17 protein-coding genes and 1 pseudogene are annotated in these 24,844 nt (G+C 43.7%); 13 read left to right on the forward strand and 5 right to left on the reverse strand.

The features are described from left to right. Positions 1–11: 11 nt before the first annotated feature. Complete coding sequence (locus R50345_RS06940) at positions 12–230, reverse strand: PspC domain-containing protein (protein ID WP_042125209.1); 219 nt, start codon at positions 228–230, stop codon at positions 12–14. Positions 231–518: 288 nt separating this feature from the next. Between R50345_RS06940 and R50345_RS06945 the strand changes: the two genes are divergently transcribed. Continuing rightward, a complete protein-coding gene (locus tag R50345_RS06945; protein WP_042125211.1) occupies positions 519–932 on the forward strand; it encodes a zinc ribbon domain-containing protein in 414 nt (137 codons plus the stop codon). Between the two features lie 79 nt (positions 933–1,011). Here the strand turns inward: R50345_RS06945 and R50345_RS32410 are convergent. Beyond that, positions 1,012–2,114: pseudogene (locus tag R50345_RS32410) on the reverse strand (GerAB/ArcD/ProY family transporter). Between the two features lie 144 nt (positions 2,115–2,258). On the opposite strand from R50345_RS32410, the gene R50345_RS06955 reads away from it, so the two are divergent. From R50345_RS06955 to R50345_RS06975, 4 genes are all read left to right on the forward strand, one after another. Then, entirely contained in the window at positions 2,259–3,773 is a 1,515-nt protein-coding gene (locus tag R50345_RS06955) for a spore germination protein (protein ID WP_042125213.1), read from the forward strand. Then, the gene (locus R50345_RS06960) at positions 3,770–4,993 is read left to right on the forward strand and encodes a Ger(x)C family spore germination protein (protein ID WP_042125215.1); all 1,224 of its coding nucleotides are present in this window, start codon (positions 3,770–3,772) and stop codon (positions 4,991–4,993) included. Before R50345_RS06955 ends, R50345_RS06960 begins: the two co-directional genes overlap by 4 nt. Positions 4,994–5,531: 538 nt before the next feature. Beyond that, positions 5,532–6,305, forward strand: coding sequence for an SDR family NAD(P)-dependent oxidoreductase (locus R50345_RS06970; protein ID WP_042125219.1), 774 nt, complete (start codon positions 5,532–5,534; stop codon positions 6,303–6,305). 466 nt (positions 6,306–6,771) lie between these two features. Beyond that, positions 6,772–7,131: a hypothetical protein gene (locus R50345_RS06975; protein ID WP_042125220.1), complete on the forward strand. Its 360-nt coding sequence runs from the start codon at positions 6,772–6,774 to the stop codon at positions 7,129–7,131. 64 nt (positions 7,132–7,195) lie between these two features. Here R50345_RS06975 and nrdF read toward each other — a convergent pair whose 3' ends face one another. From nrdF to nrdI, 3 genes are read right to left on the reverse strand one after another with little or no spacing between them, the layout of a single operon-like run. Continuing rightward, entirely contained in the window at positions 7,196–8,155 is a 960-nt protein-coding gene (nrdF, locus tag R50345_RS06980; protein ID WP_042125222.1) for a class 1b ribonucleoside-diphosphate reductase subunit beta, read from the reverse strand. Between the two features lie 39 nt (positions 8,156–8,194). Next, positions 8,195–10,279, reverse strand: coding sequence for a class 1b ribonucleoside-diphosphate reductase subunit alpha (gene nrdE / locus R50345_RS06985; RefSeq protein ID WP_042125224.1), 2,085 nt, complete (start codon positions 10,277–10,279; stop codon positions 8,195–8,197). After that, a complete protein-coding gene (nrdI, locus tag R50345_RS06990) occupies positions 10,266–10,625 on the reverse strand; it encodes a class Ib ribonucleoside-diphosphate reductase assembly flavoprotein NrdI (RefSeq protein ID WP_042125226.1) in 360 nt (119 codons plus the stop codon). The genes nrdE and nrdI overlap by 14 nt, the downstream gene beginning before the upstream one ends. Positions 10,626–11,022: 397 nt before the next feature. On the opposite strand from nrdI, the gene sigK reads away from it, so the two are divergent. The 8 genes from sigK to R50345_RS07030 all read left to right on the forward strand — a co-directional run bounded on the left by sigK (position 11,023) and on the right by R50345_RS07030 (position 24,831). Continuing rightward, positions 11,023–11,724, forward strand: a complete 702-nt coding sequence (gene sigK, locus R50345_RS06995) for an RNA polymerase sporulation sigma factor SigK (RefSeq protein WP_042125228.1) — start codon at positions 11,023–11,025, stop codon at positions 11,722–11,724. 741 nt (positions 11,725–12,465) lie between these two features. Continuing rightward, positions 12,466–14,097: a sensor histidine kinase gene (locus tag R50345_RS07000; protein WP_331281358.1), complete on the forward strand. Its 1,632-nt coding sequence runs from the start codon at positions 12,466–12,468 to the stop codon at positions 14,095–14,097. A 2-nt stretch (positions 14,098–14,099) separates the two neighbouring features. Then, a complete protein-coding gene (locus R50345_RS07005; RefSeq protein WP_042125230.1) occupies positions 14,100–15,506 on the forward strand; it encodes a response regulator transcription factor in 1,407 nt (468 codons plus the stop codon). Between the two features lie 24 nt (positions 15,507–15,530). Then, positions 15,531–17,162 carry an extracellular solute-binding protein gene (locus R50345_RS07010; RefSeq protein WP_042125232.1) on the forward strand — a complete coding sequence of 544 codons (1,632 nt, stop codon included), beginning with the start codon at positions 15,531–15,533 and terminating at the stop codon, positions 17,160–17,162. Between the two features lie 218 nt (positions 17,163–17,380). Then, positions 17,381–19,165, forward strand: a complete 1,785-nt coding sequence (locus R50345_RS07015) for a glycoside hydrolase family 66 protein (RefSeq protein ID WP_052414504.1) — start codon at positions 17,381–17,383, stop codon at positions 19,163–19,165. A gap of 48 nt (positions 19,166–19,213) precedes the next feature. Next, positions 19,214–20,800, forward strand: a complete 1,587-nt coding sequence (locus R50345_RS07020) for an ABC transporter substrate-binding protein (RefSeq protein ID WP_042125234.1) — start codon at positions 19,214–19,216, stop codon at positions 20,798–20,800. A 97-nt stretch (positions 20,801–20,897) separates the two neighbouring features. Next, the gene (locus R50345_RS07025; protein WP_052414505.1) at positions 20,898–23,897 is read left to right on the forward strand and encodes an extracellular solute-binding protein; all 3,000 of its coding nucleotides are present in this window, start codon (positions 20,898–20,900) and stop codon (positions 23,895–23,897) included. Further along, positions 23,887–24,831, forward strand: coding sequence for a carbohydrate ABC transporter permease (locus R50345_RS07030; RefSeq protein ID WP_042125235.1), 945 nt, complete (start codon positions 23,887–23,889; stop codon positions 24,829–24,831). The genes R50345_RS07025 and R50345_RS07030 overlap by 11 nt, the downstream gene beginning before the upstream one ends. The last annotated feature ends 13 nt before the right edge of the window (positions 24,832–24,844 follow it).

Consider the following 24,844-nt stretch of genomic DNA (forward strand, 5'->3'; position numbering starts at 1 on the left):
ATGACGGTCTGTTAGTAGAAATCAGGTCCATCTGAAAAGCTGCCAAAAGGTTCTTTAGGGACGATGATGCTGGCGATGATGTAAAAGATAAGGACTGTACCAAAGCTGAAAAGTGCTGCAGCAACGGTCACGAGACGGAGTACTGTGGCATCAATGCCTGACCAAAGAGCAAGTCCTCCACACAAACCACTAATTTTTTGATCACTTCTGGATCGATATAATTTTTTCATTTATTATTGTCATCCTCTCTTATGGGGGTGATTGTTATTGAATCTTGCTACCCGCTTGCTTATGTACTCATTGTAAAGTCTTTTCGAATGTGGCAAAACAGCCTGAAGACGGTTTTTGTTACCAGACCTGAGTCGAGGTTCGTTCCCGCAGGAAGGCGGGGGAAATAAGTTCATAATTGTGGATGAACTACAAATTGTGGTTGAAGTTAAGTACAATAAAGAAAGGAATACTTGTGAAGGTGTCGAAATATGCTTATATTATGACTACTACGGAATTGGGGGCTGAATATGAGCTTTTTTAACAAGGTAAAGGCAGGCGTAAGCGAGGCTGGGAATAAAGCAAAGACAGTGGTGGAGATCAATCGATTGAAATTACAGAACAACAGCAAGCAGAATGACATTGACCAGCAGTATCAGGTAATGGGTAAACTGTTGTTTGAAGCTGTAACCCAAGGTGCAGGACCACTGCCGAGTGAGCAGATCGAGAAGAATATTTCCCGTATCCTTGAACTGAAATCAGAGATTGAGGTTAATCTTGCGCAAATTGCTGGTTTGTCCGATGTGAAGCAATGTAAAGCATGCGGTGGCAATGTGGCAATTGAGGCGCGTTTTTGCCCGAGCTGTGGATCAACTTTTGAAGTAGCTCAAGAGCCAATTCGGGATGTAACACCATCGTCGATTACTTTGGATAAGAAGGAATAACATTACTGCGTGTAAGAAATTCATGAACAAAAGGACAGCCCAATAGCTGTCCTTTTTTTATTTTAGGGAGAGAGGTTATTTAAGCCTTGGCAGCATGACGTTTCTTGAAATGATACACAATAAGCAACATAAGCGGTAGAACAAATGCACAGGTGAAATCCCAATCTACCCAGTAGGTGGGGATTTCCTTTACATAGAAAATGATGTCTTTAGCAATCAGTTGTGACATTCCAAATAACAAAAATCCAGTGGGTATGATCAGAGGACGGTGACTTTTGAGTTTAAATAATTGGGCTGTACCTAAAGTTAAAGCATAGTAATAAATGGCAGTTTTGAAGTATGTGCTGATAATCCATGTTGTAGCCATAAGCGCCTCGATACGTTGCAGAGAATTTGCAATATTAATTTTTTGAGCAAGAATGTATGCGGCATAAAATTGATGTTCAGAAGCGTAAACACCAAGAACGGTAAGTGAAAAAAATAAGATGAGGTTAAGTCCCAGAGCTCCGATGATCAGGGCTATGAAAATATCCCGGCTTGTTTTGCTATTCTTCTGAGCATAAGGATATATCATAAGAAACACGCACAATTCGCCAAAAGGATAAAAAACACCATACATCAAAGTATGGAGCATATCCGGCACTGGTGTGTTCATGATTGGGTATAAACGCTCCATTCTGACATTGGGCGTCAGCAGAAGCAGAAGACCGATCAAAAAAACTGCAAATAAAGGGAAAAAAGCTGAGCTGCCCGCCCCAATGTTTCCAGACCAAGTCTTACGCCATATACCAGTAGGAAAATAGCCATGAAACGGATAACACCACCGGGTGTTTTCTCGTAAATCTGTGTACACATGAAATCTTCAATTTCTCTTATGTAAGTGGAAGCGGCAATCAGGAAGAACACTAGATAGAACAAGGCTACAGCAGTTCCAACCCACTTTCCTAAAATTTGTAGGCTAAGCTCGATAATATTCTTGTTGGGTTCAATATCTGCTAAGTAAATCAACAGTTTTATGCTCGCAAGACCCAAGGGAATACTAATCAAAGCAGCGATCCATGCATCTTGTTTCGCTCCTGCTACCATTAATGCCGGATACACAAGCGCCATATCCCCAATAAATGTGAATAGCCCGAGTATAATCATTTGATTGGTACTAATTCTATCTTTCTCCAAACTCATATACCCCCTCAAATTTATTGGACTAGTTTTAGTATGGTTGTAGATACCAGAATTATGCCAACCCGATTTTTATTCCGGAGGAATAATTATCATAATTAACATCAAACTATACTCATCTATCTATAGAGAAGTGGAGGCTGCATCATGAAGAGTTCGGAGACTGGCAGACTATCAAACCGATTGAAAACCAATATTGATCAGTTGTACGGATTGCTGGGCGAAAGTTCTGATGTAGTGATAAAAGAGTTACAGATAGAAGAAAATACTCATATTTCTTTGGTTTACATAGATGGTCTTGTGGATACTCAGGTTCTGCATAATTCAATTTTGTATTCTTTGCAGGAACATATTCCTTATGAACAGCTAGGGAAGCTTGAGCCCGAGCAGAAAATTGAGATCATTAAGAAACAAATATTAATAGCTGGTGATCTAACCGTCATCGTTGATTTCAGCCAATTTGTACACGAATTATTGTCCGGTAGTATAATGCTGCTGCTCGATGGGACATCCACCACTCTCCGGATCGGTTTACCTGGCTGGGAAGATCGTAATGTAGGGGAGCCTAGCTCACAAACGGTTGTTCGGGGACCCATGGAAGGATTCACTGAGAATTTGCGGACGAATACGGCACTGATTCGGCGGAAAATCAAAGATAGCCATTTATGGCTGGAAACCGTCCAGATCGGAAGGGTGACTCAAACCAGCGTATCTATTATGTATCTAAGCAACATCGCGAATAAGGATTTGGTGCAAGAAGTAAAACGCCGTCTGAATAAAATTGATACGGATAGTATCCTCGAGAGTGGATATATTGAAGAGTTTATTCAAGAGACGGCAGTGACACCTTTTCCTACCGTATACAACAGTGATCGTCCGGATACAATTGCAGCGGGTATCTTGGAAGGAAAAGTGGCTATTCTTGTCGATGGAACTCCTTTTGTGCTGCTGGTTCCCACATTTTTTGTAGCGTTTTTCCAGTCTGCCGAGGATTATTACCAAAGGGCTGATATTGGAACTTTGCTGAGATTAGTTCGTTTTATTTCATTTTTTATTACTTTGCTAGCTCCCTCATTATATGTTGCAATTACTACGTATCATCAGGAGATGATACCGACCAATCTTGTAATTAGTTTAGCTGCCCAGCGGGAGAGTGTTCCTTTTCCTGCTTTTGTCGAGGCGCTGATCATGGAAATGACATATGAGATTTTGCGGGAGGCTGGGGTTCGGATACCCAAAAACATTGGACAGGCGATATCCATTGTCGGAACGTTGGTGATTGGGCAAGCCGCAGTTGCAGCGGGTTTTATTTCTTCTGCAATGGTCATTATTGTATCGCTCACAGCGATTTCTAGTTTTGTTATTCCGGAGACAGGAATGTCTATAGCTGCCCGGATGATCCGTTTTGTGCTAATAGGTTTGGCCGGATTTATCGGATTATATGGGATTCTATTCGGTATTTTTATCATCGTGTTGCATTTATCGAGCTTGCGTTCTTTCGGAATGCCTTATATGAGTCCGCTTGGGCCTTATAATTCCAAAGACTTAAAGGATTCTATCTTTCGCTTTCCGTGGCCTTTACTAAAGACAAGACCCGTCGAAAACAAGACGCAGAACCTATTTCGTCAAAGTAGAACCAGTGATGAGGAATCAAAAAAATGAATAAAAAATTAGTTAGAGGCGTTCTCCAATTGATGATAGCTCTCCAATTTACGTTGGTGCTAAGTGGTTGTTGGGAAAGGAAGGAGCTGAATGAAGTAGCCTTTGTACTGGGGATAGGGATTGACAAGGCTGAAAAGGGTTATACAGTTTCGATGCAGGTCGTTATTCCGTCTGCGATTTCCTCACAATCGACTGGAGGAGGGGGAGGCACTGGAGTCCCTGTGGTTGTTTATAAATTCACGGTACCTACGTTTTATGATGCACAGCGTATGTTGAATCTGGATAGTTCCAGGACAAGTTATCTTGGTCATATCCGGGTGTTGGTTATTGGGGAGGAGCTTGCCCGCTCTGGAGTGGGCGAGATACTGGATGTATTTAAAAGAAGTCGGGAACCACGTATGGATTTCTACGTTTTGGTTGCCAGAGGTACTACTGCCAGTGATGTCTTGAATGTCCTTACACCTATGGATAAATTACCAGCGAACAAATTATTTAGTTCCCTAGATAATTCTTATAAAGATTCAGCAAAAACAGTCGCCGTCACACTAGATGATTTTATTGAAAATTTATTGTCTCAAGGTGAAAATCCTGTACTGACCGGAGTGGAAGTGATGGGAAATCCAAAAGATGGGGAAGAAAAAAGCAATGTAGAGCGAACGATGCCAAAGGCGAGATTGGAATACCATACTGTGGCTGTGTTCAGAAAAGACAAACTGATCGGTTGGCTAAACGAGGGTGAAACGATCGGTTACAATTATATCAACGATAAGGTAACCGCACATTCTGGCCCGATAGCAGGAGAAGACGGAAAGCCCATTGTTATCGAAGCGATCCAAGCTTCAACCAAGCGCAAAGTGAAAATTATTGATGGGGAGCCGCATATTTACCTTAATGTTAAGGCGCTTTGCAATATTGAAGAAGTGCATAGTACAGAGAATTTGGAATCGGAAAGCACCATAAGACGTTTGGAAAAGGAAACAGAGGAACGGATTGTAGAGCGGATGCAATACACTGTGGAGCAAGTAAATAATCGCTTCAACGTTGATATTATGGGATTTGGACAATCGATCTATCATGACAGCCCTAAAGCATGGGCCAAGCTACAGCACAAGAAGGGCGGAGATTACCTTAAATCCTTGCCCATCCATTATAGTGCCTCAGTAGTTATTAACCGCGTTGGTCTAACCGATAATTCTTTTCTTGAACAAATCAAGGAGTGAGAGAAATGGTATTACTGTTTTTTTTGGTGATTGCTATAGGTTGTATGGCACTTGATTTACCTAAGTTAATTCGAAAGCGCCGAGTACGTGATCTTAGCATATACTTTATAGTTTGGATTTTGGGTCTTGGCGCGACCTTCTGTTCGTTGTTGAAATTGAACATCCCCAGTCCGTTGTTTCTAATTATTTTTATCTATAAGCCAATAAATAATTTATTTGGAATATGGTTTCATTAACAACGACGGATTTACAAATTATCAAACCCCTTAGAATAAGCATTGGATAAAACTTCTGGTTTATCTGATGAATTCTAAGGGGTGTATTTTTTATGACGATTAAAAATAAATTCTCAATTGTTGTAAAAGTAGATTAAAATATTGATTGCTATATACAATTAAATACAATAAAGTTGTCATATAGAGGATAATTTTGTCGATTTTTCTGCAAAAATGTTCCAATTCATATTGAATCAGGCGATATTAGGGTCTATGAGGTTCGAATCCTCCTCCTGAAAAAGACATAAGAAAGTGGTGCACTTATGAGTATCAACAGATTTGAGAGCAAAGTAGTTATTATTACAGGTGCAGGTACCGGAATCGGAAAAGCTACAGCCTTAAGAGTAGCAAGAGAGGGCGGTACTGTAGTAGTTGCCAATCGATCAGATGCCGGCGCTAACACAGTTGAGGAAATTAAGGCTCTAGGTGGGGAAGCGATGTTTGTTCGGTCAGATGTTTCTCTCGAAGCAGACTGCAAAAATATCGTAGATCAAACATTAGCAGCTTATGGAAAAATTGATTGCCTATATAATAACTCAGCAATTACAGGAGACAATACGGATGTTATAGACTATGATCCGTTGTTGTTTCAAAAAGTGATTCAGACAAATCTCACTAGCCAATTCTACATGTTGCATTATACATTACCTCATATGAAATCTGGAGCTTCCGTTCTAAACTGCTCCTCTTTGCATGGTATTTTTATCGGGATGGCCAACGATGCAGCTTATTCAGCAAGTAAACATGCTATTGTGGGGATGACTAAATCGGTTGCCAAAGAAGTGGGTCACCGTAACATTAGAGTAAATGCTCTTTGCCCAGGACCTATCCCTACACCAACCATGAACAGATATGAAAAGCTGTTGTCTGATGATGTAGAGATGCTTCAATCTCTTATCGCATCTGGAACGGCTCTGGGTAGATACGGTACGCCTGAGGAAGTAGCTGCGTTTGCATGCTTCCTACTAAGTGATGAGGCTTCGTTTATTACAGGTACAGCACATGTGATTGACGGGGGCTATTCCGCAACAAAGTAATTCCGGATTGTTTACTTATATAACAACTAAAATATAGTATTAGAGGCTTTGCGGCGTATTCTGATTCCAAAAACCTGAAGGATGACTGGATTGGAATCGGAAGTCGCACGCAGAGCCTTTTTTAGTTGTCTAAAAAAACAGATTCTTCGTATGTTGGCAAATTGAATGGTTGCAAGAGACAGCAGATACACAAAAATGAATGAATTAAGGAAAATATGACCATGAATATGTTGGAATTTGTAGAAAATTGTATTTTAATATAAATAAAAAAAGAAATTTGTCGATAATAATATAGGTAATATGTATTAGTTAATATTCTAGAAAGGGTGTTGTTATAAAAACAATACAGGAAGTAGATGTCGTCGCCCTGAAAAAGCATGGGGCGGGTATTTTTTGTCTGTGAAGTTACATACATTTCATCTCTATTATTAAAAAAATAACGTTAAAACTTGGAGGAAAAATAATTATGCCATACACAATTAAGTACAACCAAAATGAGAACCATATCGATGTAGTATCTATCGATTTTTCAGCTGAAGATGTTCAAGGATACCTGAAAGATTTTGAAAATATCATGAAGCTTGTTAAACCTAAATTTACAGGAACAACTGATGTAACTGATTCTAAAAGTGTACTTACTCCTGAGGTTGCAGCTATGCTAGCCCCTACAGGTGCGATGGCGAGTGAAGCTGGTCAAGCAGGATGGGCCTATGTAACTAAAAACCCAATTTGGAAGATGCAATTGAAACGTATTTTTGGTAGAGATTTTGCAGATGCTTACGATACCTACGAAGAAGCTAGAACATACCTGAAAAGCTTGCAATAATCTAATATTACAGTTAGCAAAAAGTGCGGAGAATTTTCTCCGCACTTTTTTGCTTTATCTATATTTAAAATTGAAAATCTTCATCCTTTAGCGGCTCTACGTTAAGCGCCCGGACATATCCGTTGCCTTTTTTCGAGAAGAAGTCATGCTGCTTAGTGTGGGTACTGATACCATTCTGAACTATCGGGTTGATCTCTTCCTCGTCGAATAGCGGATCATGGCCCAGATTCATCATAGCTTTATTGGCATTGTATCTAAGGAAGGTCTTAACCTCTTCCACTAGTCCGATGGGAGCATAGATCTGCTCGGTATAACGTTCTTCATTCTCATGCAGCAGTCTAAGGAGGTCAACGAGCTGCTGGTGAAGCTCGCGTTGCTCGTCCTCTGGAAGCCCGTCAAAGATCTCCTGCGCCAGTACACCGACATATACCCCATGGATGCTCTCATCCCGAAGAATAAGGTCGATAATCTCACCGCTGCAAGTCATTTTGCCCTGGCCGGCCAGATAAAGCGGGTAGAAGAAGCCGCTATAGAACAAGTAGCTCTCGAGCAGCACGGAGGCTGCCATAGCAAGGTATAGGTCTTTGGGTGAGTCTATTTTTTTGTAATATTGCGATATCGTCTCCGCTTTGAACTGCAGGTATGGGTTCTCTTCTACCCAGCTGAATACACTGTCAATCTCCTCCGTGGAGGACAAAGTGGTGAAAATGCTGCTGTACGATTTGGCGTGGATCTGTTCCATCATGCCCATAAAGCCAAGCACAGCCTTGCGCTGAAGGCCTTCGACATGCTCCATAATCTGCGGCATACCTACTCCGCCTTGAATCGTATCCAGCAGTGTCAGGCCGCCGAGCACTTTCATATAGGAGTCCTTTTCTTGCTCACTAAGCGTGAGCCAGGACATTTTATCATCGGATAATGGAATTTCATCGTCCGTCCAGAATTGCATAATGTTCTGATTCCAGAACATCAATGAGAAATCGTCGTCGGGACGGTTCCAGTTTACGGCTTGGATAGCGGTCATAATATGGCAATCTCCTTTTCTGCGGCTATAGCCTTCCAGTTAGATCGAGCAGGTGAGGCATTCCTCGACGGACAGCTTTTTGGTCCGGGTGTAATACAGCGACTTCAGGCCTTTATGCGCCGCATACAGATAGGAGCGGGCCAGTTCTCTGGTTGATACATCGCTGTTCACATGCAGAACAGTCGAGATGCCCTGGTCGATATGGGGCTGAATTTCCGCGATCAGATCGATCACCTTGAACTGATCCATTTGGTAAGCCGATTTATAGAAAAATACATTATCTGGACGCAGGTACGGCATCGGATAGTAAGTCGTTGAATTGGCATATGTCCGTGTTTCAATCTGCTCTACAATAGGCATAACGCTTGAAGTGGCATTTTGAATATAGGAAATGCTGGCTGTTGGCGCAATCGCCAATCGGTAAGCATGGTACAGGCCATTTGCTTTTACTGCATCCCGCAGTTGTTCCCAGTCCGAAGGGGATGGGATGAAAATATCTCCGAACAGCTCTTGTACTCTTGGCGTTACAGGGCGGTAATCTGTTGTCAGATAACGCTCAAAATAAACTCCTGTAGCATAATCAGAGGCCTCAAATCCATGGAAAGAGTGGCCGCTTGCGGCAGCGATCTCCATGCTTTTCTCCAGGGAATGGTAGTTCATGGTCATGAAAAAGGTCCGGGCAAAATCGCGAGCCTGTTCGCTCTCATAAGCAATCTTGTTCTTGGTCAGATAGCCGTGAAGATTCATCACGCCAAGTCCGACCGAGTGCATCTCTTTATTGGCCTTGGCTACGCCTGGGGCATTGGAGATGCTGGTCATATCGCTGACAGCGGTCAGGGCGATCATACCTTCATGTACCGATTCACGGATTTTGCCATGCTCCATCACGTTGACAATGTTCAAAGAAGCCAGATTGCAGCTTACATCACGGCGGATGGTATCCTCCTGCCCGTAATCATTAATCTCTGAAGTCTCCTGCAGCTGGAAGATTTCCGTGCAGAGGTTGGACATTTTGATCTGTCCGACATTTTTCAGGGCATGGGCCGCATTGGCATTGCTCTTGTTCATAATATATGGATAGCCAGATTCCAGCTGGATCATGGCGATTTTGGTCAGCATATCCCGCGCGCTCATGGCTTTTCTCTTTTTGACACGAGGATCGGCTAAAAGCTTATCGTACATATCATCCAAATCCATGTCATCAAGATGCGTGCCGTAGGCCTTGTACACACTGTAAGGGGCAAATACATGCAGCGGTTCATTGTCCTTCGCCAGTTTATAGAAGCGATTTGGAATAATCAGGCCGATGGACAGGGTTTTGAGCCTTGTTTTTTCGTCGGCGTTGATCTTCTTGCTGTCGAGAAATTCAAGAACATCCCAGCCAAAAATGTTGTAGTAGGCGGCTCCAGAGCCTTTACGTTGACCCATCTGGTCAGCATAGGAGAAGCCGTCTTCCATCAGCTTGAGCACAGGTATAATGCCCTTAGCCGCATCTTCGACACCCTTGATGGTCTCTCCGCGGGAACGGAGCTTGGACAGGTTGACAGCCACGCCACCGCCGATCTTCGATAGCTGCATGCAGGTATTGAGCACATAGTTGATCGAATTAAGCGAGTCGTCCATTTCGATCAGGAAGCAGGAGACAAGCTCACCGCGCCGGCTCTTGCCGGCATTCAAGAAGGTAGGCGTCGCTGGCTGCAGGCGCTGCTCCATCATCGAACGGGCAAGCATGCCGGCAGTAGCGGCGTTCCCGCGTCCTAGGTGAAGGGCAACTGCCGCCACACGGTCCGGATAATGCTCCAGATATTGCTTGCGGTCATTGCTTTTTACAGCGTAATCCGTATAGAACTTCGAAGCTGCCATATAGGATGGAAAGCTGAAGTTGTAAGAATGGGTAATTTGGTAGACTTCTTCAATCTCAGCCAAGCTGTACTGTTCGTAAAAATTTTCGTAGAAATCCTGTTCAATCATATAATCAACCTTGGCTTTTGTATTCTCAAAAACCAAGCTCCGCCGTTCTACATCCCGCATAAATTCGGCTACTGCCTCAAGGTCTTTATCCAATTGAAAGAAACCAGTTTCGTCTCTCTTCATCAACATGTTGTTTAGTTCAATATGCCGCAACTCGGCTCACCTCCTGTTTAATTCGTTCTACATCGCCAAATGTGCCCGATAGCTCAAATTTACCGATAACCGGTACGTTGTACCGATCTGCAATCAAGTCTGCGCTATGTGCGAACAGCTCGCCCCAGTTCTTGTTGCCGCTGGCGGCGATGCCTTTCAAATTGGAATAATTGTTCTTCAAAAAAATAGACACCTTCTCTGGAATCTGTCCAAAGCCGGTGGTATATGTAATAAGCACGTAGGGCTCATCAATGGTCATATGCTCTTCAATCTGCACAGCTGGCAGCTTAAGCTTACCAATGAAGCGTTTGACGTTTCCCGTTTTCGAATCATATGCGACTAGCATGGAGTCTCTCCTCCTGTATATATTAAAACTACTTTAAATACTGTAAAGATTGAATAGATAAGCTAAAAATACTGAAAAATCATATTAATACTATATTTAGTGTGCGTTGTTTATTTTAATCACTATATGTTGAAAAGTCAACATGAAAAGTACAACATTAATAGCTGTTAGTTGGTCTGCAAAACGCTCTATTAATCTATTAAAATCCCGACAATACACCATTTATCAGCGGGATCAGATGCTTCATTGTCGAAGCAAATGAATCAAAAATATAGGAGTTGTACAATTTCCCCCGTACATGCACTTCTAGGCATCTACCCACATACAATAAGATGACCATGAACCCGTAAGGCTAACAGATCGGTTTCATTGTACAAGTGCGGGAGGTGTCGCCAAGTTGCCTGGATTCTTAAGTACGATCGCGTTGCTAATCAAAGAACTGACGTTGCTGGTATCCTACGTAAGGAACAACGCATTTCCACAGCCGCTCTCGGAGCAGGAGGAAAGCAAATACTTAGGCATGATGGCTGAAGGGGATGCTAAAGCCCGAAATTTGCTTATCGAGCACAATTTGAGACTTGTCGCCCATATAGTAAAGAAATTTGATAACACTGGGGAAGACATGGAGGATCTGATCTCCATCGGCACGATCGGCCTGATTAAAGCCATCGAGAGCTACCGTCCGAACAAAGGCACAAAGCTGGCCACTTTTGCTGCCCGTTGTATTGAAAACGAAATTCTGATGCACCTAAGATCCTTGAAGAAGACTCGTAAAGATGTATCTCTGCACGACCCAATTGGGACTGACAAAGAAGGTAATGAAATTACACTTATCGATATCCTTGGCTCTGAAGCTGATGATGTCATTAAAGAGGTCGATCTTAAGATTGAGAAGAGCAAGATTTATAGAAATCTCGATATATTGGATGACAGGGAAAAAGAAGTTGTCGTTGGTCGGTTTGGATTGGATACAGGTGGAGAAGAGCGGACGCAGAGGGAAATTGCCAAGGAGCTTGGGATTTCGCGGAGTTATGTTTCAAGGATAGAGAAAAGGGCACTGATGAAGCTTTATCATGAGTTTTATAAGGCGAAGCGCTAGGATTTTAGATAATAACTAAAGATTCACTATAGATTTTATTAAAAGCGACTTGCCAACAAGGGAGTTGCTTTTTTGTTCTGTTATGTGGTTCTAGATGAATAAAAACAAGTGGTTTTGGAATAACAGACGGACTTCAATTGAAGGCTTAGATGAAGAATATCGGGAACTTGGAGAGTTTGGACTTGTGACCAGCGAGGACTAAGAGAAAATATGTCGACAAAACAGGTAGAGCGAGCGGTGAAGTAGAAGAAAGAAGTGCTAAAAAGTGCTCGAAGATCTGGATGCAAGACATGAGACAGAATGGTATGAAAAGATTGAGAGATCAGAAATGAAGAACCTTGATGATAAGAGACTGATAAAGAAGGTCTACGAGCAATACAATAGGGTCAGTAAATATCTTATCTAGGTCCTTAATTTTCAAAAGTGTTGAATTGAAAGTTATAACTAAATATTAATTGACTTAGTTCAACTCCTTATAGTTAGTATGTTACAATCTGGAAAGGTATCGTTTCCAGTCTGTCATAATACACTAAATCTATTGCAGAGATATAAGTTACTTTTACATACATAGTATATTTCTCAGTGATAGAGCTTTTATACCAATCTACTAAGGGAATTGAAAACACTGATATCTCTTGACTACGATTCTATAGAAAACAAGGTGTTCCTGAGATGACTTTGAAGAAAAGGATTTTTTTCATTTATTTAATAAGTTCGTTGATTCCGTTTGTTTTTATCAGCTTGATCTCATATTATACGATCAATTCGATTCTAACCAATAAACTTGAAACAGGTATCCAAAGTAATCTTAAGCAAGTGACCTTATCCTTGGATAACTCGCTCAGTAGCCTTAATCACATCTCGCAACAGTTTGCTTACGAAGGCACCATCCTGAAAGAACTGGATGAGCTAATGCGGACGGAGGAACCGTTTCGTCGGATGAAATTGCAGCATCAGTTCAAAAGTAAATTGAATTTGATCACCTTCACTAATCCGGAGATCGGCCTTGCTATGTACTATTTTGATAAAGATCAAACCTATCATTTCACCAATTTCCCAGTAAAGTATAGTTTTTCTCCCAACAAACTGCCTCTTTTTGCCCAATCTTATGGCATTACTTACTACGGGCCGCACGAAAGTTTTAACCGGCTTGATAATGAATACGTATTGTCTGTACTTAGAAAAGTGAATTTTCCCGGACGGGATGATGTGTATGTCTATATTGAATCAGGATTTCAATTATTGAAAAACATGCTTGATAATGAGGAGGCACAAAACAACTCTTCACGCTTGATTCTTCTGGATGCGGAGGGGAGGATCATATACAGTGAAGTTCCACGTCTGTTCAAGAGTGGAACATTTTTCCCTGAATCTGACAAAGGAAAAAATTCCGGCCACAGCAACGATTATTACTGGTTCCAACAAAAGAGTAAGCAAGGTTGGAGCGCAATTTCAGTTTTTGCGGAAGCGGATTTCAACCGGGAAAAGAACAGGTGGTTCCTTCAAATTTCTCTATTCTCTTTAGTGTTCCTTAGCGTGGCATTAATCATGGCCTGGGTCTTGTGGAAAATGGTCTACAGGCCGCTTAATTTGTTCCATAACGAAATCAAGATGATGACGCACGCCGAGCATCAAGTGACTCTTAAGTCAACGAAGATCCCGGAATTCGACAGTTTACTGCGACAATTTCAAAATATGAAGAAAAACATTTGGGAATTGTTCGGCGAAGTTAAGGAAAAAGAAAAGCAACGCGTTGATCTGGAAGTGGAAAAGCTGCTCTACCAAATCAACCCCCATTTTTTGATGAATACCTTAGATACCGCACACTGGCTGGCGGTTATGAACGGTCAGCATGAAATTGACCGCCTCATCCAGGCTTTGAATAAATTATTATATTATAATCTGGGGAAATTAGGCCGTCCTTCTACCATCGAGGAAGAGATTAATGCTATTAAGCAGTATTTGACGCTGCAGCAAATTCGATATGATTTTCAATTCGATGTCCGTATCCAGGTGGACGAAGTCTTGCTAAAAAAAGAGGTACCCCGGTTTATCCTTCAACCGCTCGTTGAGAATTCTCTGTACCATGGGCTTGACGATGAAGGATACATCCTGGTTATTGTCAGGCTGAACCAAGGTATAGAGATTGCCGTACATGACAATGGAGTGGGAATGTCCGATGAACATATTCAAAAACTGTTGACCAACAAGACATCAGAGCAACAGAAGTCAGGGATGGGAATCGGAATGAATTACGTTAAACGGACGATTGAATCCCGTTATGGTCAGCTGGCCAAGCTGGAGATTAAAAGCGAACCAGGCAAAGGAACTAGTATTTTCCTAACGCTACCGCTAGAAGAGGAGAGAGTATAAACATGATTAAGGTACTTGTTGTGGATGATGACAAATTGGTCCGTAAAGGACTAATTTCAATGATGCCATGGCAGCAATTTGATATGAAGGTTGTTGGTGAGGCGAGCAATGGGGAAAAGGCCCTCCAGTTTTTAGAGTCTCATTCTGTTGATTTAGTATTGACTGACTTAGGCATGCCAGTCATGTCGGGCATTGAGTTAATGCGGGTTTTACGCAAACGTTATTCAGAACTTCACGTTGTCGTTCTTACGGTGCATCAGGATTTTGAATATGTGCAAGAGGCGCTTCGGCTTGGGGCTATAGATTATATTTCCAAGGTCGATCTAGATTTAGAGAAGGAGCAGCTTGAAGACATGCTCGGAAGAATTGCCGACAGAATACAAGGGCAAGCACGTCAAGGAATAGTCCACCAAGATGGGGCATTGGAGCAAGGATATTCCGTCGTGGTTCTTGATCACAAGGATTTAAAAGACTGGGCCGAGGAATTGAAATATATCCCTGATATCAAGGTGGTTGAAGTGGATCGAAACAACTGGTTAGTGCTTGCTTTAAATGGAAATGAGCGCGATCTATTTGATGAACTATCAAAACGTATCCGTTTGTTGCAGAACGTTGTGCTAATTCAATTGTCGGATCTGCAACAATTCACATTGACTCAAGTTCAGCGATGGGTTAGAAGCTTTACGGAAAGAGAGTTATTCTATGAATATAATCCCGACAACACGATTCTGTCGGTGTGCATTAATAAGAATTATGACGATCTGTATGAACAGAATCGGGGAGTAGGAGATCAACTGGAAGAACCGAAGGAACTGTTGTTGTCTGGGGAGTGGCTTTACGATGATGTATTGTTCCAGCGGCTTTTAATACAATTAAAGATGCTTCGTATACCGCAAACGCGACTGATCGGTTTATTATATTCTTTTGTTAACGAATGGAACAGAGCTTTTGCCGGAACGGTGTTTGGAAAGATCAAGCTTGATGAGACACTTCATTCCTGGTTTCAGATTGAGCGATGGCTGGAGGATACCCGCACAATGATTCGGTACACAGCGCTTCAAACTAATTACTCCCCGGAGATTGTCAACTGTGTGCTGAAAGCGGAGAAAAAGGTGCGGATGAGATTGGATCAACCGTTGACCTCTGCCGAGGTGGCGAAAGAAATGAATATGAGCCGGAGTTATTTTAGTCAGTGCTTTAAAGATATCATTGGACGTACTTTCAAGGATTACGTTCGTGAATTACGGATGGAAAAGGCGAAGCAGTATCTGGTGCATACGAACAATACGATTCAATGGATTGCCGAGCATACTGGATATACGGATGAAAAATATTTCAGCCGCACCTTTCGCGATTTAACCGGACTACTTCCGAGTGAATATCGGGTTCGTAAACGTATTCCCCAATAAATCGTTGTGTTTAAGGAGGACCGCATGCTGAAAAGAAGTTTAATGATTCTGTTACTCATATCGCTAATATTATCTGTATCCGCTTGCAGTCAGAACAAAACCGATATCATCAAGGAAAGGGGGGAGGATCCAGCGTTCGAGAAATACGAAGTACCGACTACGCTGAATATCGTAATGGGAGTTGATCCCAACTACAAGTCATATACAGGGGAAACCCCCGCTAATAATCCGTGGATTAAGACAATTAAAGCCAAGTTGAATGTGGATATCCATATCGACTGGTTTGCTACACATGAGAATATGGATCAAAGAATTGACTTGGCGATTTCCAGTAATGTGCTTCCTGATGCAATGGTGGTTTCTCCCTATCAATTTAATCAAATGGTTGAGGCGGATGAACTGGAGGATCTGACAAAAGCTTATGAGGAGTACGCCTCACCGATCATGAAACGCATTATTGAAGGCACTAACGCGGGACTAAAGGAAGACGTTATGATAAACGGAAAAATGCTTGCTTTACCTTCAGCTAATCCTGAAGATTTTAGCATGATGTGGATACGGAAAGATTGGCTGGACAGATTGGGATTGGCACCTCCATCCACAATGAAAGAATTGGAGAGTGTAGCGAAGGCGTTTGTTGAACAAGATCCTGATGGCAATGGGCAAAAGGACACAATCGGCATTGCCGCTGGAACTTCCCTTTATGACGAATACAATGCAGGGCCAGGAAGTTTTAACCTGAATCCAATATTCTCTGCCTATGATTCATACCCGGGTTTTTGGCTGAAAGGTAAGAACGGAATGCCAGTTTACGGATCGATTCAGCCGGAAACCCGAACTGCGCTGGCCGCACTTCGTGAGCTGTATGCCAAGGGGCTGATTGATCGTGAAATGGGAATCCGTGAGACGGAGGCGGAGGTCGTGATCGAGGGTAAGGCAGGCATATTCTTCGCTCCTTCCTTCGGGGGAGATTGGCCAATCCCGGAAGCGCTGAAGAATAATCCGCGGGCGAACTGGCAGGCTTACGCCTTGCCACTTGATACCGCAGGCAAATTTAATGTGAAGATATTCCGGCCGACGCAATCTTATATTGTTGTGCGCAAGGGCTATGAACATCCTGAGGCTATTATCAAAATTGCGAACTTGACATTGAGAGACAGGGAGAAATATGGGGATGTTTTTCAACCTTTACAGAATATGCTCGTACCACGGGATGAAATTGCCTTTTCGGTAAGAACTATTCAAGACGTGATGGCCGGAAGGCAGGAGGCGGGCAATTTTCAGGGGAAGGAAGAGTATCCGATGCTGGCAAGTGATCTGGAAACTATTTATAATGTCAAACGGCCTCCTTACGATAACACCGATATTCAATATTGGAATCTACGGGACGGTAATTTCAGACGTGCCTATTCCTTGCTGGTCGGAGGAAAGAACCTGTATGATCCGAATTTGAACAAGGTTTACAGCATCTACAATGAAGGCGGGAATTCTTTCGCGAAACAATGGAAGTATCTTGCGGATGAGGAGATGGATGTGTTTACACAAATCATTATGGGGGTGGTTCCGCTGGAAACGTTCGATCAGTGGGTCCAAAATTGGAAGCTCCAGGGAGGCGAGCAGATTACCGATGGGATAGCAAAGGCAATATCCCCTTAAGAGGATCTGAAGGTAGACATACGTCGCTCATCAGGAGGGGGAATGTCGTCTGGCACTAATCATTTATCCACCTTATCTCGGGACGGATTCCTATCTTAGGAATCCGTCCTTTCCTTGTATCCTTAATATATAGGAATCGAATTGAATTGAAAGCGATTGCAAAGCTGTTTTGCGGCTGCAGCAGTATTCCTTTATTAATATGAGAGGTGTTTAAATGGATGAAATTGCATCTGGCGAAAGTGAAACACTCCCGAATTTTGCTGGCCTGCTTCATGACGCTCGCAGTATCTGGATGCAGGCCGATCAGTGAAATTTCCGCTGTGCAAGTGGTAAGTCAAGGAGGGGTGAAGGCTTTAACAACAGATAAGGCCAACTATAAACCCGGTGAATCTGTGAGCTTCTCCCTCCAGTTGAGTTCGCCGGCGCCTAAGGCGGAGCTGATCATCCAGTACCGGCATTTAGGTGAGAAGATTGGCAGTCAAAAGGTGAAAACGGATGAAGGTCAGGCCTCCTGGAGCTGGACTCCACCCAAGGAAGACTATAAAGGATACATGGTGGAAGTTTTTGTGTCCCGAGATAACAAGATTACAGATCAGATGAATATTGCGGTTGACGTTTCCTCGGATTGGAGCAAATTTCCGCGTTATGGTTACTTGTCTGATTTCCCGAGTATGGGTCAGGGACAAGTGGAGAAAGTCATTGAACGCTTGAACAGATTCCATATTAATGGAATCCAATTCTACGATTGGCAATACAAGCATCATGACCCGATCAAAACCTTTGACGGCAAACCTGCGAAAGAATGGGAGGATATCGCGAGCAGGAAGATTTCCTTCAATACAGTGAAAAGCTATATCAATCTGGCCCACAGCCGAAATATGAAGGCCATGAATTATAATCTCATTTTTGGCGCTTATGAGGATGCGGCCAAAGACGGGGTCAGTAAGGAATGGGGGTTGTTTAAAGACCGCGACCTAACTGATCAGGATAAGCATCCACTTCCGGGCTGGATCAGTGATATTATGCTGTATGACCCGAGCAATCCTGAATGGCAGAGCTATCTGATTGCGAAAGAAAAGGGAGTGCTTGAGCACTTGCCGTTCGACGGATGGCATGTTGATCAATTGGGAGACCGGGGAACGCTCTATAATTCGGAGGGGCAGATCGTCAAGCTTCCGCAAGCTTACGTTTCATTTCTAAAAGCAGCTAAAAAAGAGCTGGACGTCGATTATATCATGAATGCGGTTGATCAGTACGGACAAGGATTACTGGCGGCATTGGCACCTGTTGATTTTCTCTATACAGAGGTCTGGTCCTATCCTGAATATGGGGATCTGAAAGAGGTTATTGACAGCAATAACCGCGCCGGCAGAAATAAATTAAATACGGTCCTAGCTGCTTATATGAACTATGAGCATTCCAAATCCGGACAGGGAATGTTCAATACACCGGGCGTGCTGCTGACGGATGCAGTGATATTTGCATCGGGCGGGTCTCATCTGGAGCTTGGGGAAAATATGCTGTCAAATGAATATTTCCCCAACAAAAATTTGTCTGTGCCGCCTGAGCTTGAAGCACAGCTGATTCGTTACTACGACTTCCTCACAGCTTACCAAAACATTTTACGGGACGGCCTGAAGAATTTGGAGCTTAAGGTCTCCGGGTCGGCAGACGTTGAAATTAAACCGCAACCTGAACAAGGGAGAATTTGGTCGTTCACAAAGCACAAGGCTGATACTGATATTATTCATTTCATCAATTTCATCGGTGCGACAACGATGGAGTGGAAGGACAATCAGGCGGAGCAAGCTGAACCGCCCGAGCTTGAAAAGGTAGACGTTGTCTTCCCTGCGAAACGGAAGGTAAGCAAAGTCATGTTTGCTTCCCCTGATTACTATCAGGGCTCCCCAATCATACTGAAATTTGAGCAGAAGGATGGAAACGTATTCCTGCAACTGCCGAAACTAAAATACTGGGATCTAATCACCGTCGAATACGAATGATGGAGCTTAAGCTTCAACGAAATCAATATGCAAATTATGGAGGGTCTTATGAAAAAGAGAATAACTGTTGTTTCTTCAATCATGTTAGTTTTCTCACTTCTGCTATCCGCTTGCTCCGGTAACGCTAACACGAACTCGGCAAATGTAAACAACTCGGAAGTCTATGGTGGAAATAATCAGAATACAGAAGGCCAGGAAGCCGAAACGAACTGGACAGACGAGGATGGAAACGGCGTAGCTGACTGGCAGGAAAAGCAAATTGAACTGGATTATGCCATGCGCTTCTACGGTGAAAATGATGATACGAACCCGATGTTCTTGAACATCCGCAAATTCATGGAGAAGTATCCGAACATCACGGTTGTCCGTGATTCCCAGTTCGCCATTGAGCAGTCAGATACGGATGAACTCGAAATTCTGACGGCGAGAGCGATGGAGGGAACGCTGCCCGATATTTTCTATTCGCCGCTGGCCGCCGAATCCTATGACCGTGAGCTTACGCTAGATTTAACATCCTATCTTGACAAAGACCCGGAGTCCAAATGGATTTCTGAAAATGCGAAAAGTTTTATGACCACGTATGACGGGAAGGGGATTTATGGGATTCCGTTCCAGTCTGTGTCCGAATTCCCTGCAGTAAACCTGAATCTGCTGAAGGAAAATAATATCGCTATACCGCCTTACAACTGGACCTATGCAGATTATGAACATCTGCGTTCGGAGGTCGCCAAACTTACTCCAAATAATCCGGTGTTCCCGGGAGGCATCGGTTTTATCGACCATGGCCCACACTATTTTGACGGTATTCCAAACGGCTGGAAAGGATTTAACTCCGAAACCAAGAGATTTGATTTCGCGAACAGCAAGAAATACGGTATGTGGCTAGACCAGTTCGCAAAGGAAGATAAACAAGGTTTATGGTTCTGGGATTTGCCGGAAGATGTCCGGAAGAAGAAGGTTGGCGAATCTACCAACCCTTGGGCAGACGGTTTGGAAGCGGTCGGAAACTTCTGGCTGTATTCACTGAGTACGGATGTGAATGAAATGATCAAAACCCGGAAAATGGATATCGATATTTACCCGATGCCGACTGCACCTGAGGGGGGCATCACGGATCTGCATGGATATTATGACACATTAAGCTTGTCCAGCGCACTGGATGAAGATCCGGTCAAAGCTGAAGCAGCCTATCAATTGCTTAAATGGCTGACCTACGGTGAAGAGGGGTTGAAATCCCGCTGGGCATTGATCGACGAGTATATGGGTCTTCCCGAAGATGCGCCAATACGGGCGGAGGATCAGCTGATGGACTTCATTCAGGGCTGGCCGGTTACGACCAATCCTGAAGTCTTGAAGAACCACCCCCTGGTTAAGGGCTTCCCGGAAGATAGTGAATTGGCCATCTTTAACTTCCAGGCATTCCAGAATGTCGACTTCCAGCAAATGCTGTCCAATCCGGTGCCTTACCCGAGACAGCTTCCGGGCGTCGTTAAAGCTTATGATACCTTGAACCCGTGGGAAATCAGAAATCAGATCAGAGACAAAGGCAAAAAGTACAGTGATGTCGCAGCGGAATGGGATTCAATGATGAACAAAACGCTTGATGATTACCTGGGCGAGTATAACGCTAAATAAAACAAACACTGCAATACCCATAACTACCGGTTAGGCGGAATCCGATCGGTAGTTATGGTCACTTTAGTAAAACTTGACGATGTAAGGTTGTGATCAAGTGCAAACCAAGGGAAAAATCGGGTATGTAATAGCCGGTTTTGGATTCATTGCAGTGGCTGCCGGAGTACTTGCCGTCAGCTTAACGGATAACGATGCCCGAACCGTGTTGTCGCAAGCCGAATCTCAACGGAGCATAGCGGCTGTCGAGGCCTATATGACCAACAAAAGCGGTGACAGTAACTACTACAATGTTCTCAAACAGTGGACCAAAGACCAGGTTGCTACTCCGATACTGCCTGAGAGCATTCCAATGAAGCTTGTCAAGGGCGGGCAAATCTATAGTTCTTCGCGAAGTGAAGGCTATGGCGGCGATGTCCTTTACGCTGCACCAAAGGATGTTCTGACTTATGAAGTAGAGGTCCAGGACGAGGGTCTGTATGAAATTTGGCTCGACGACTATATTTTAGAGCAGTCTACTTTAAACCCTGAGCTCCAGGTAGAGATCAACGGCAAGAAGCAGTATAACGAAATGAATGAGCTGAAGCTCGCAATAGATTGGAAAACACAGAATACGGAGCACAAGGTTGACCGTTACGGGGACGAACTGACTCCCAAGTCGGTGGTCTCTGCGTCCTGGCGGAATGAAGGACTTTCTGATCCTAACTTCTTTTATACGGAGCCCATGAAATTCCATTTGAACAAAGGCAAAAATCTCATTTCGTTCACGCTGAAGGAGGGATATGTGCTGATCGGGAAGGCGTGGTTGAACAATACGGCCAGTCCCGAGCTTTCTTATAAAGAATATGCGGCGGCACATGGGGCAGAGAAGCCGGTTTCAGAACCTGTTGTGACGATTGAAGCCGAAGATATCGCCGTGAAAAGCAGACAAAGCATTCGGGCCAAATATGTCCGTAATTCGAGCATTACTCCCTATTCATACAAACACCGGCTGTTGAATGTGCTGGATGGTTATTCGTTCGGAGAAAGCGGTGACAAGGTCTCTTATCCGCTTGAGGTTAAGGAAAGCGGCTTCTATCATCTGACCTTCAAGTATTCCCAAGATACCAATAACGGGATGCCGACACACCGGCGTATTGAAATTGACGGAGAAGTTCCCTTCAGTGAACTGAAGTCTTATTCATTTGACTATTCCAGCGGCTGGACGAATGCAACTCTTCAGGATGAACAAGGTGTTCCTTATGAAATATATCTGGAAAAAGGGAAACATATCCTGTCGCTGTCCATTGATAATACTCGGATAAGAGATATTTATCATGAACTGCTCAAAACGGCTGAGATGATTGATTCCACAAGCCAAAGCGTTAACCGCTTGACAGGAGGGCTTATCGATAAAGAGAGGAAATGGAATATACAAAAATATATTCCTGAAATCTCAACCTATCTGGAAGGAATTTCTGCAAAGCTTGAGGAGCAGAAGCTCGCCCTGATCGAAGAGACAGGTAATAGGGATTTACCTGCGCTGTCACAGCTTGAAGTAGCCAAGCAATTGGTGGAGGAATTTATTGGGGATTCGAATGAGCTGCCCCATTACATGGGCAAATTTATGGGCGACCAATCCTCCGCTTACGGACGGATTAAATCGGTCCTGCCTATGCTGGTGTATAATCCGATGCATCTGGACAAGATCTATGTTGGTAACAGCGAGGAATTGCCCAAGGCAGATTCCGGCTTGCTTACAAGCTCTGTCGAGAATATTAAAGCTTTCTTCTATTCCTTTGGCAATCCCCGGTATGCAAAGGCCGGAGAGATAGATGATGACACGGTTGAGATTTGGGTCAATCAGTCCAGATTGTATGTAGAAATTATGCAGCGGATGATCGATGAGGAGTTTACGCCTGCTACTGGAATCAAGATCAATCTGTCCATATTGCCGGACGAAAACAAGATCGTGCTCTCCAATGCGGCTAACAGCACCCCTGATGCAGCGATGGGTGTCAGCTTTGGCAAACCCTTTGAATTGGCCATTCGGGGAATTATTGAGGATTTAAGGGGTTACGACGGTTTTTACAAATTGGCTGAAGAGTTCCATCCTGGAGCGTTTATTCCTTTTATTTACGATGAAGGTGTTTATGCATTTCCGGAAACTCAGGATGTCAAGCTGTTATTCTACCGGAAGGATATCCTAAAATTTCTGGGTGAAGAGCCTCCGCAGACCTGGGAGGATGTAGCGGGCCTTGTCCCAATGCTGCAGAAATATGATATGAACTTCTATACTCCGCTGGGATCAAATAATTCCTTTAAGGGATTCGATACCACGACGCCATTTCTATACCAGTTTGGCGGGCAATTGTACGATGAAACCGGAAGTAAGACCGCCATCAACAAAGAAGGCGCCTACAAGGGTTTTGAATTCATGACAGACCTATTCACGGTCTATAACGTACCGATTACAACCTCAGAATTCTTCCAAAACTTCAGAAACGGGAAGGCACCAGTAGGAATTGGCGATGCTAATACCTACATTCAATTGAAGTATGCTGCACCGGATCTTGCAGGACAATGGGGAGTTCTTCCGATTCCGGGTGTCAGAAATGATGCGGGTGTAATTGAACGCTGGGATCCTACGTACGGCTCCTCCAGCATCATTTTTAAGAACAGTGACAAGAAAAAGTCGGCTTGGGAGTTTATCAGGTGGTGGGAAAGCGCAAATGTGCAAAGTGAGTTCTCTTACAATATCAAATCGACCCTGGGAGAGAAGTTCCTCTATATGACTGCGAATTTGAAGGGCTTTGCCGACAGTGCATGGCCTTCCGATTCGAAGGACGCGATCATGCAGCAGTGGGAATGGATTCAAGCGACCGGGAAGGTCCCGGGCGATTACGTGGTGGAACGTGAGATCAGCAATGCATGGAATGCGGTCGTCTTTAGTAAGCAAAATCCGCGAACGGCTCTGGATAATGCGGTCAAAACCATCAACCGGGAGCTTGAAAGGAAGCTGAAGGAATTTGGGTACATTGCTGACGGGAAATTGGTCAAACCCTATAAGGTTCCGACCATTGATAATGTAGAGAATTGGGTGAGAGAAAATGGAAAGTAGCACCCCGATTAACCGGAAATTGAAGCCTGGCCTGAGCGGAAAAACCGAAAGCCGCTTTAAACGCGTAGCAGATTCTCCTTATCTGTTCATCATGCCTTATGCCATATTGTTTTTGCTGTTGATTGTACTTCCGGTAGTCATTGCCGCGGCGATGTCATTTACGTACTTTAATACAGTTGAATTCCCTAGATTTGTCGGGTTCCGGAATTACATCGACTTGTTTACAGGTGATACGGTGTTTCTCCAGAATGCGGTGCCGAATACGCTGCTGTACGGCATTATCGTAGGGCCCTTCGGATACATGCTGGCTTTTATGCTGGCATGGATGCTGTCCCAGGTGACTCACAGAATGAGAACCCTGTATACCGTTATTATCTATTCTCCTTCCATAACAGGCCCTGTCATGATGGCAGTTGTATGGAAAGTGCTGTTCAGCGGAGATCAGGCCGGCTATCTAAACTACTGGCTGCTGAAGCTGAACATCGTCCAGGAGCCGGTGCAATGGTTGCAGTCTCCGGAGCTGCTGATGCCGATCATGATATTTATCGCGCTTTGGGGAAGCATGGGTGTAGGCTTTCTGGCGATGCTGGCTGGTCTGCTCAATATTGACAGGACAATGTACGAGGCTGCTTATATTGATGGCATCCGCAACCGTTGGCAGGAGATATTCTACATTACGATTCCGTCCATGAAGCCGCAAATGCTGTTCGGTGCAGTGATGGCTATTATTGGCACATTTAATGCAGCGGGGATGGCCGCTACACTTAGCGGAGGGACACCGCCCCCCCAATACGTTGGATGGCTGATCGTTGACCATGCCAACGATTTCGGTTTTGTCCGTTATGAGATGGGCTATGCCTCTGCGGTTACTGTAGCTTTGTTATGCATTGTTATTTTATTCAACAAGGTCAGCTACAAGCTGTTCGGAGAATAAATAAATAGTGTTT

Origin of the sequence: Paenibacillus sp. FSL R5-0345, from assembly GCF_000758585.1 — a bacterium.
GTDB lineage: Bacteria > Bacillota > Bacilli > Paenibacillales > Paenibacillaceae > Paenibacillus_AQ.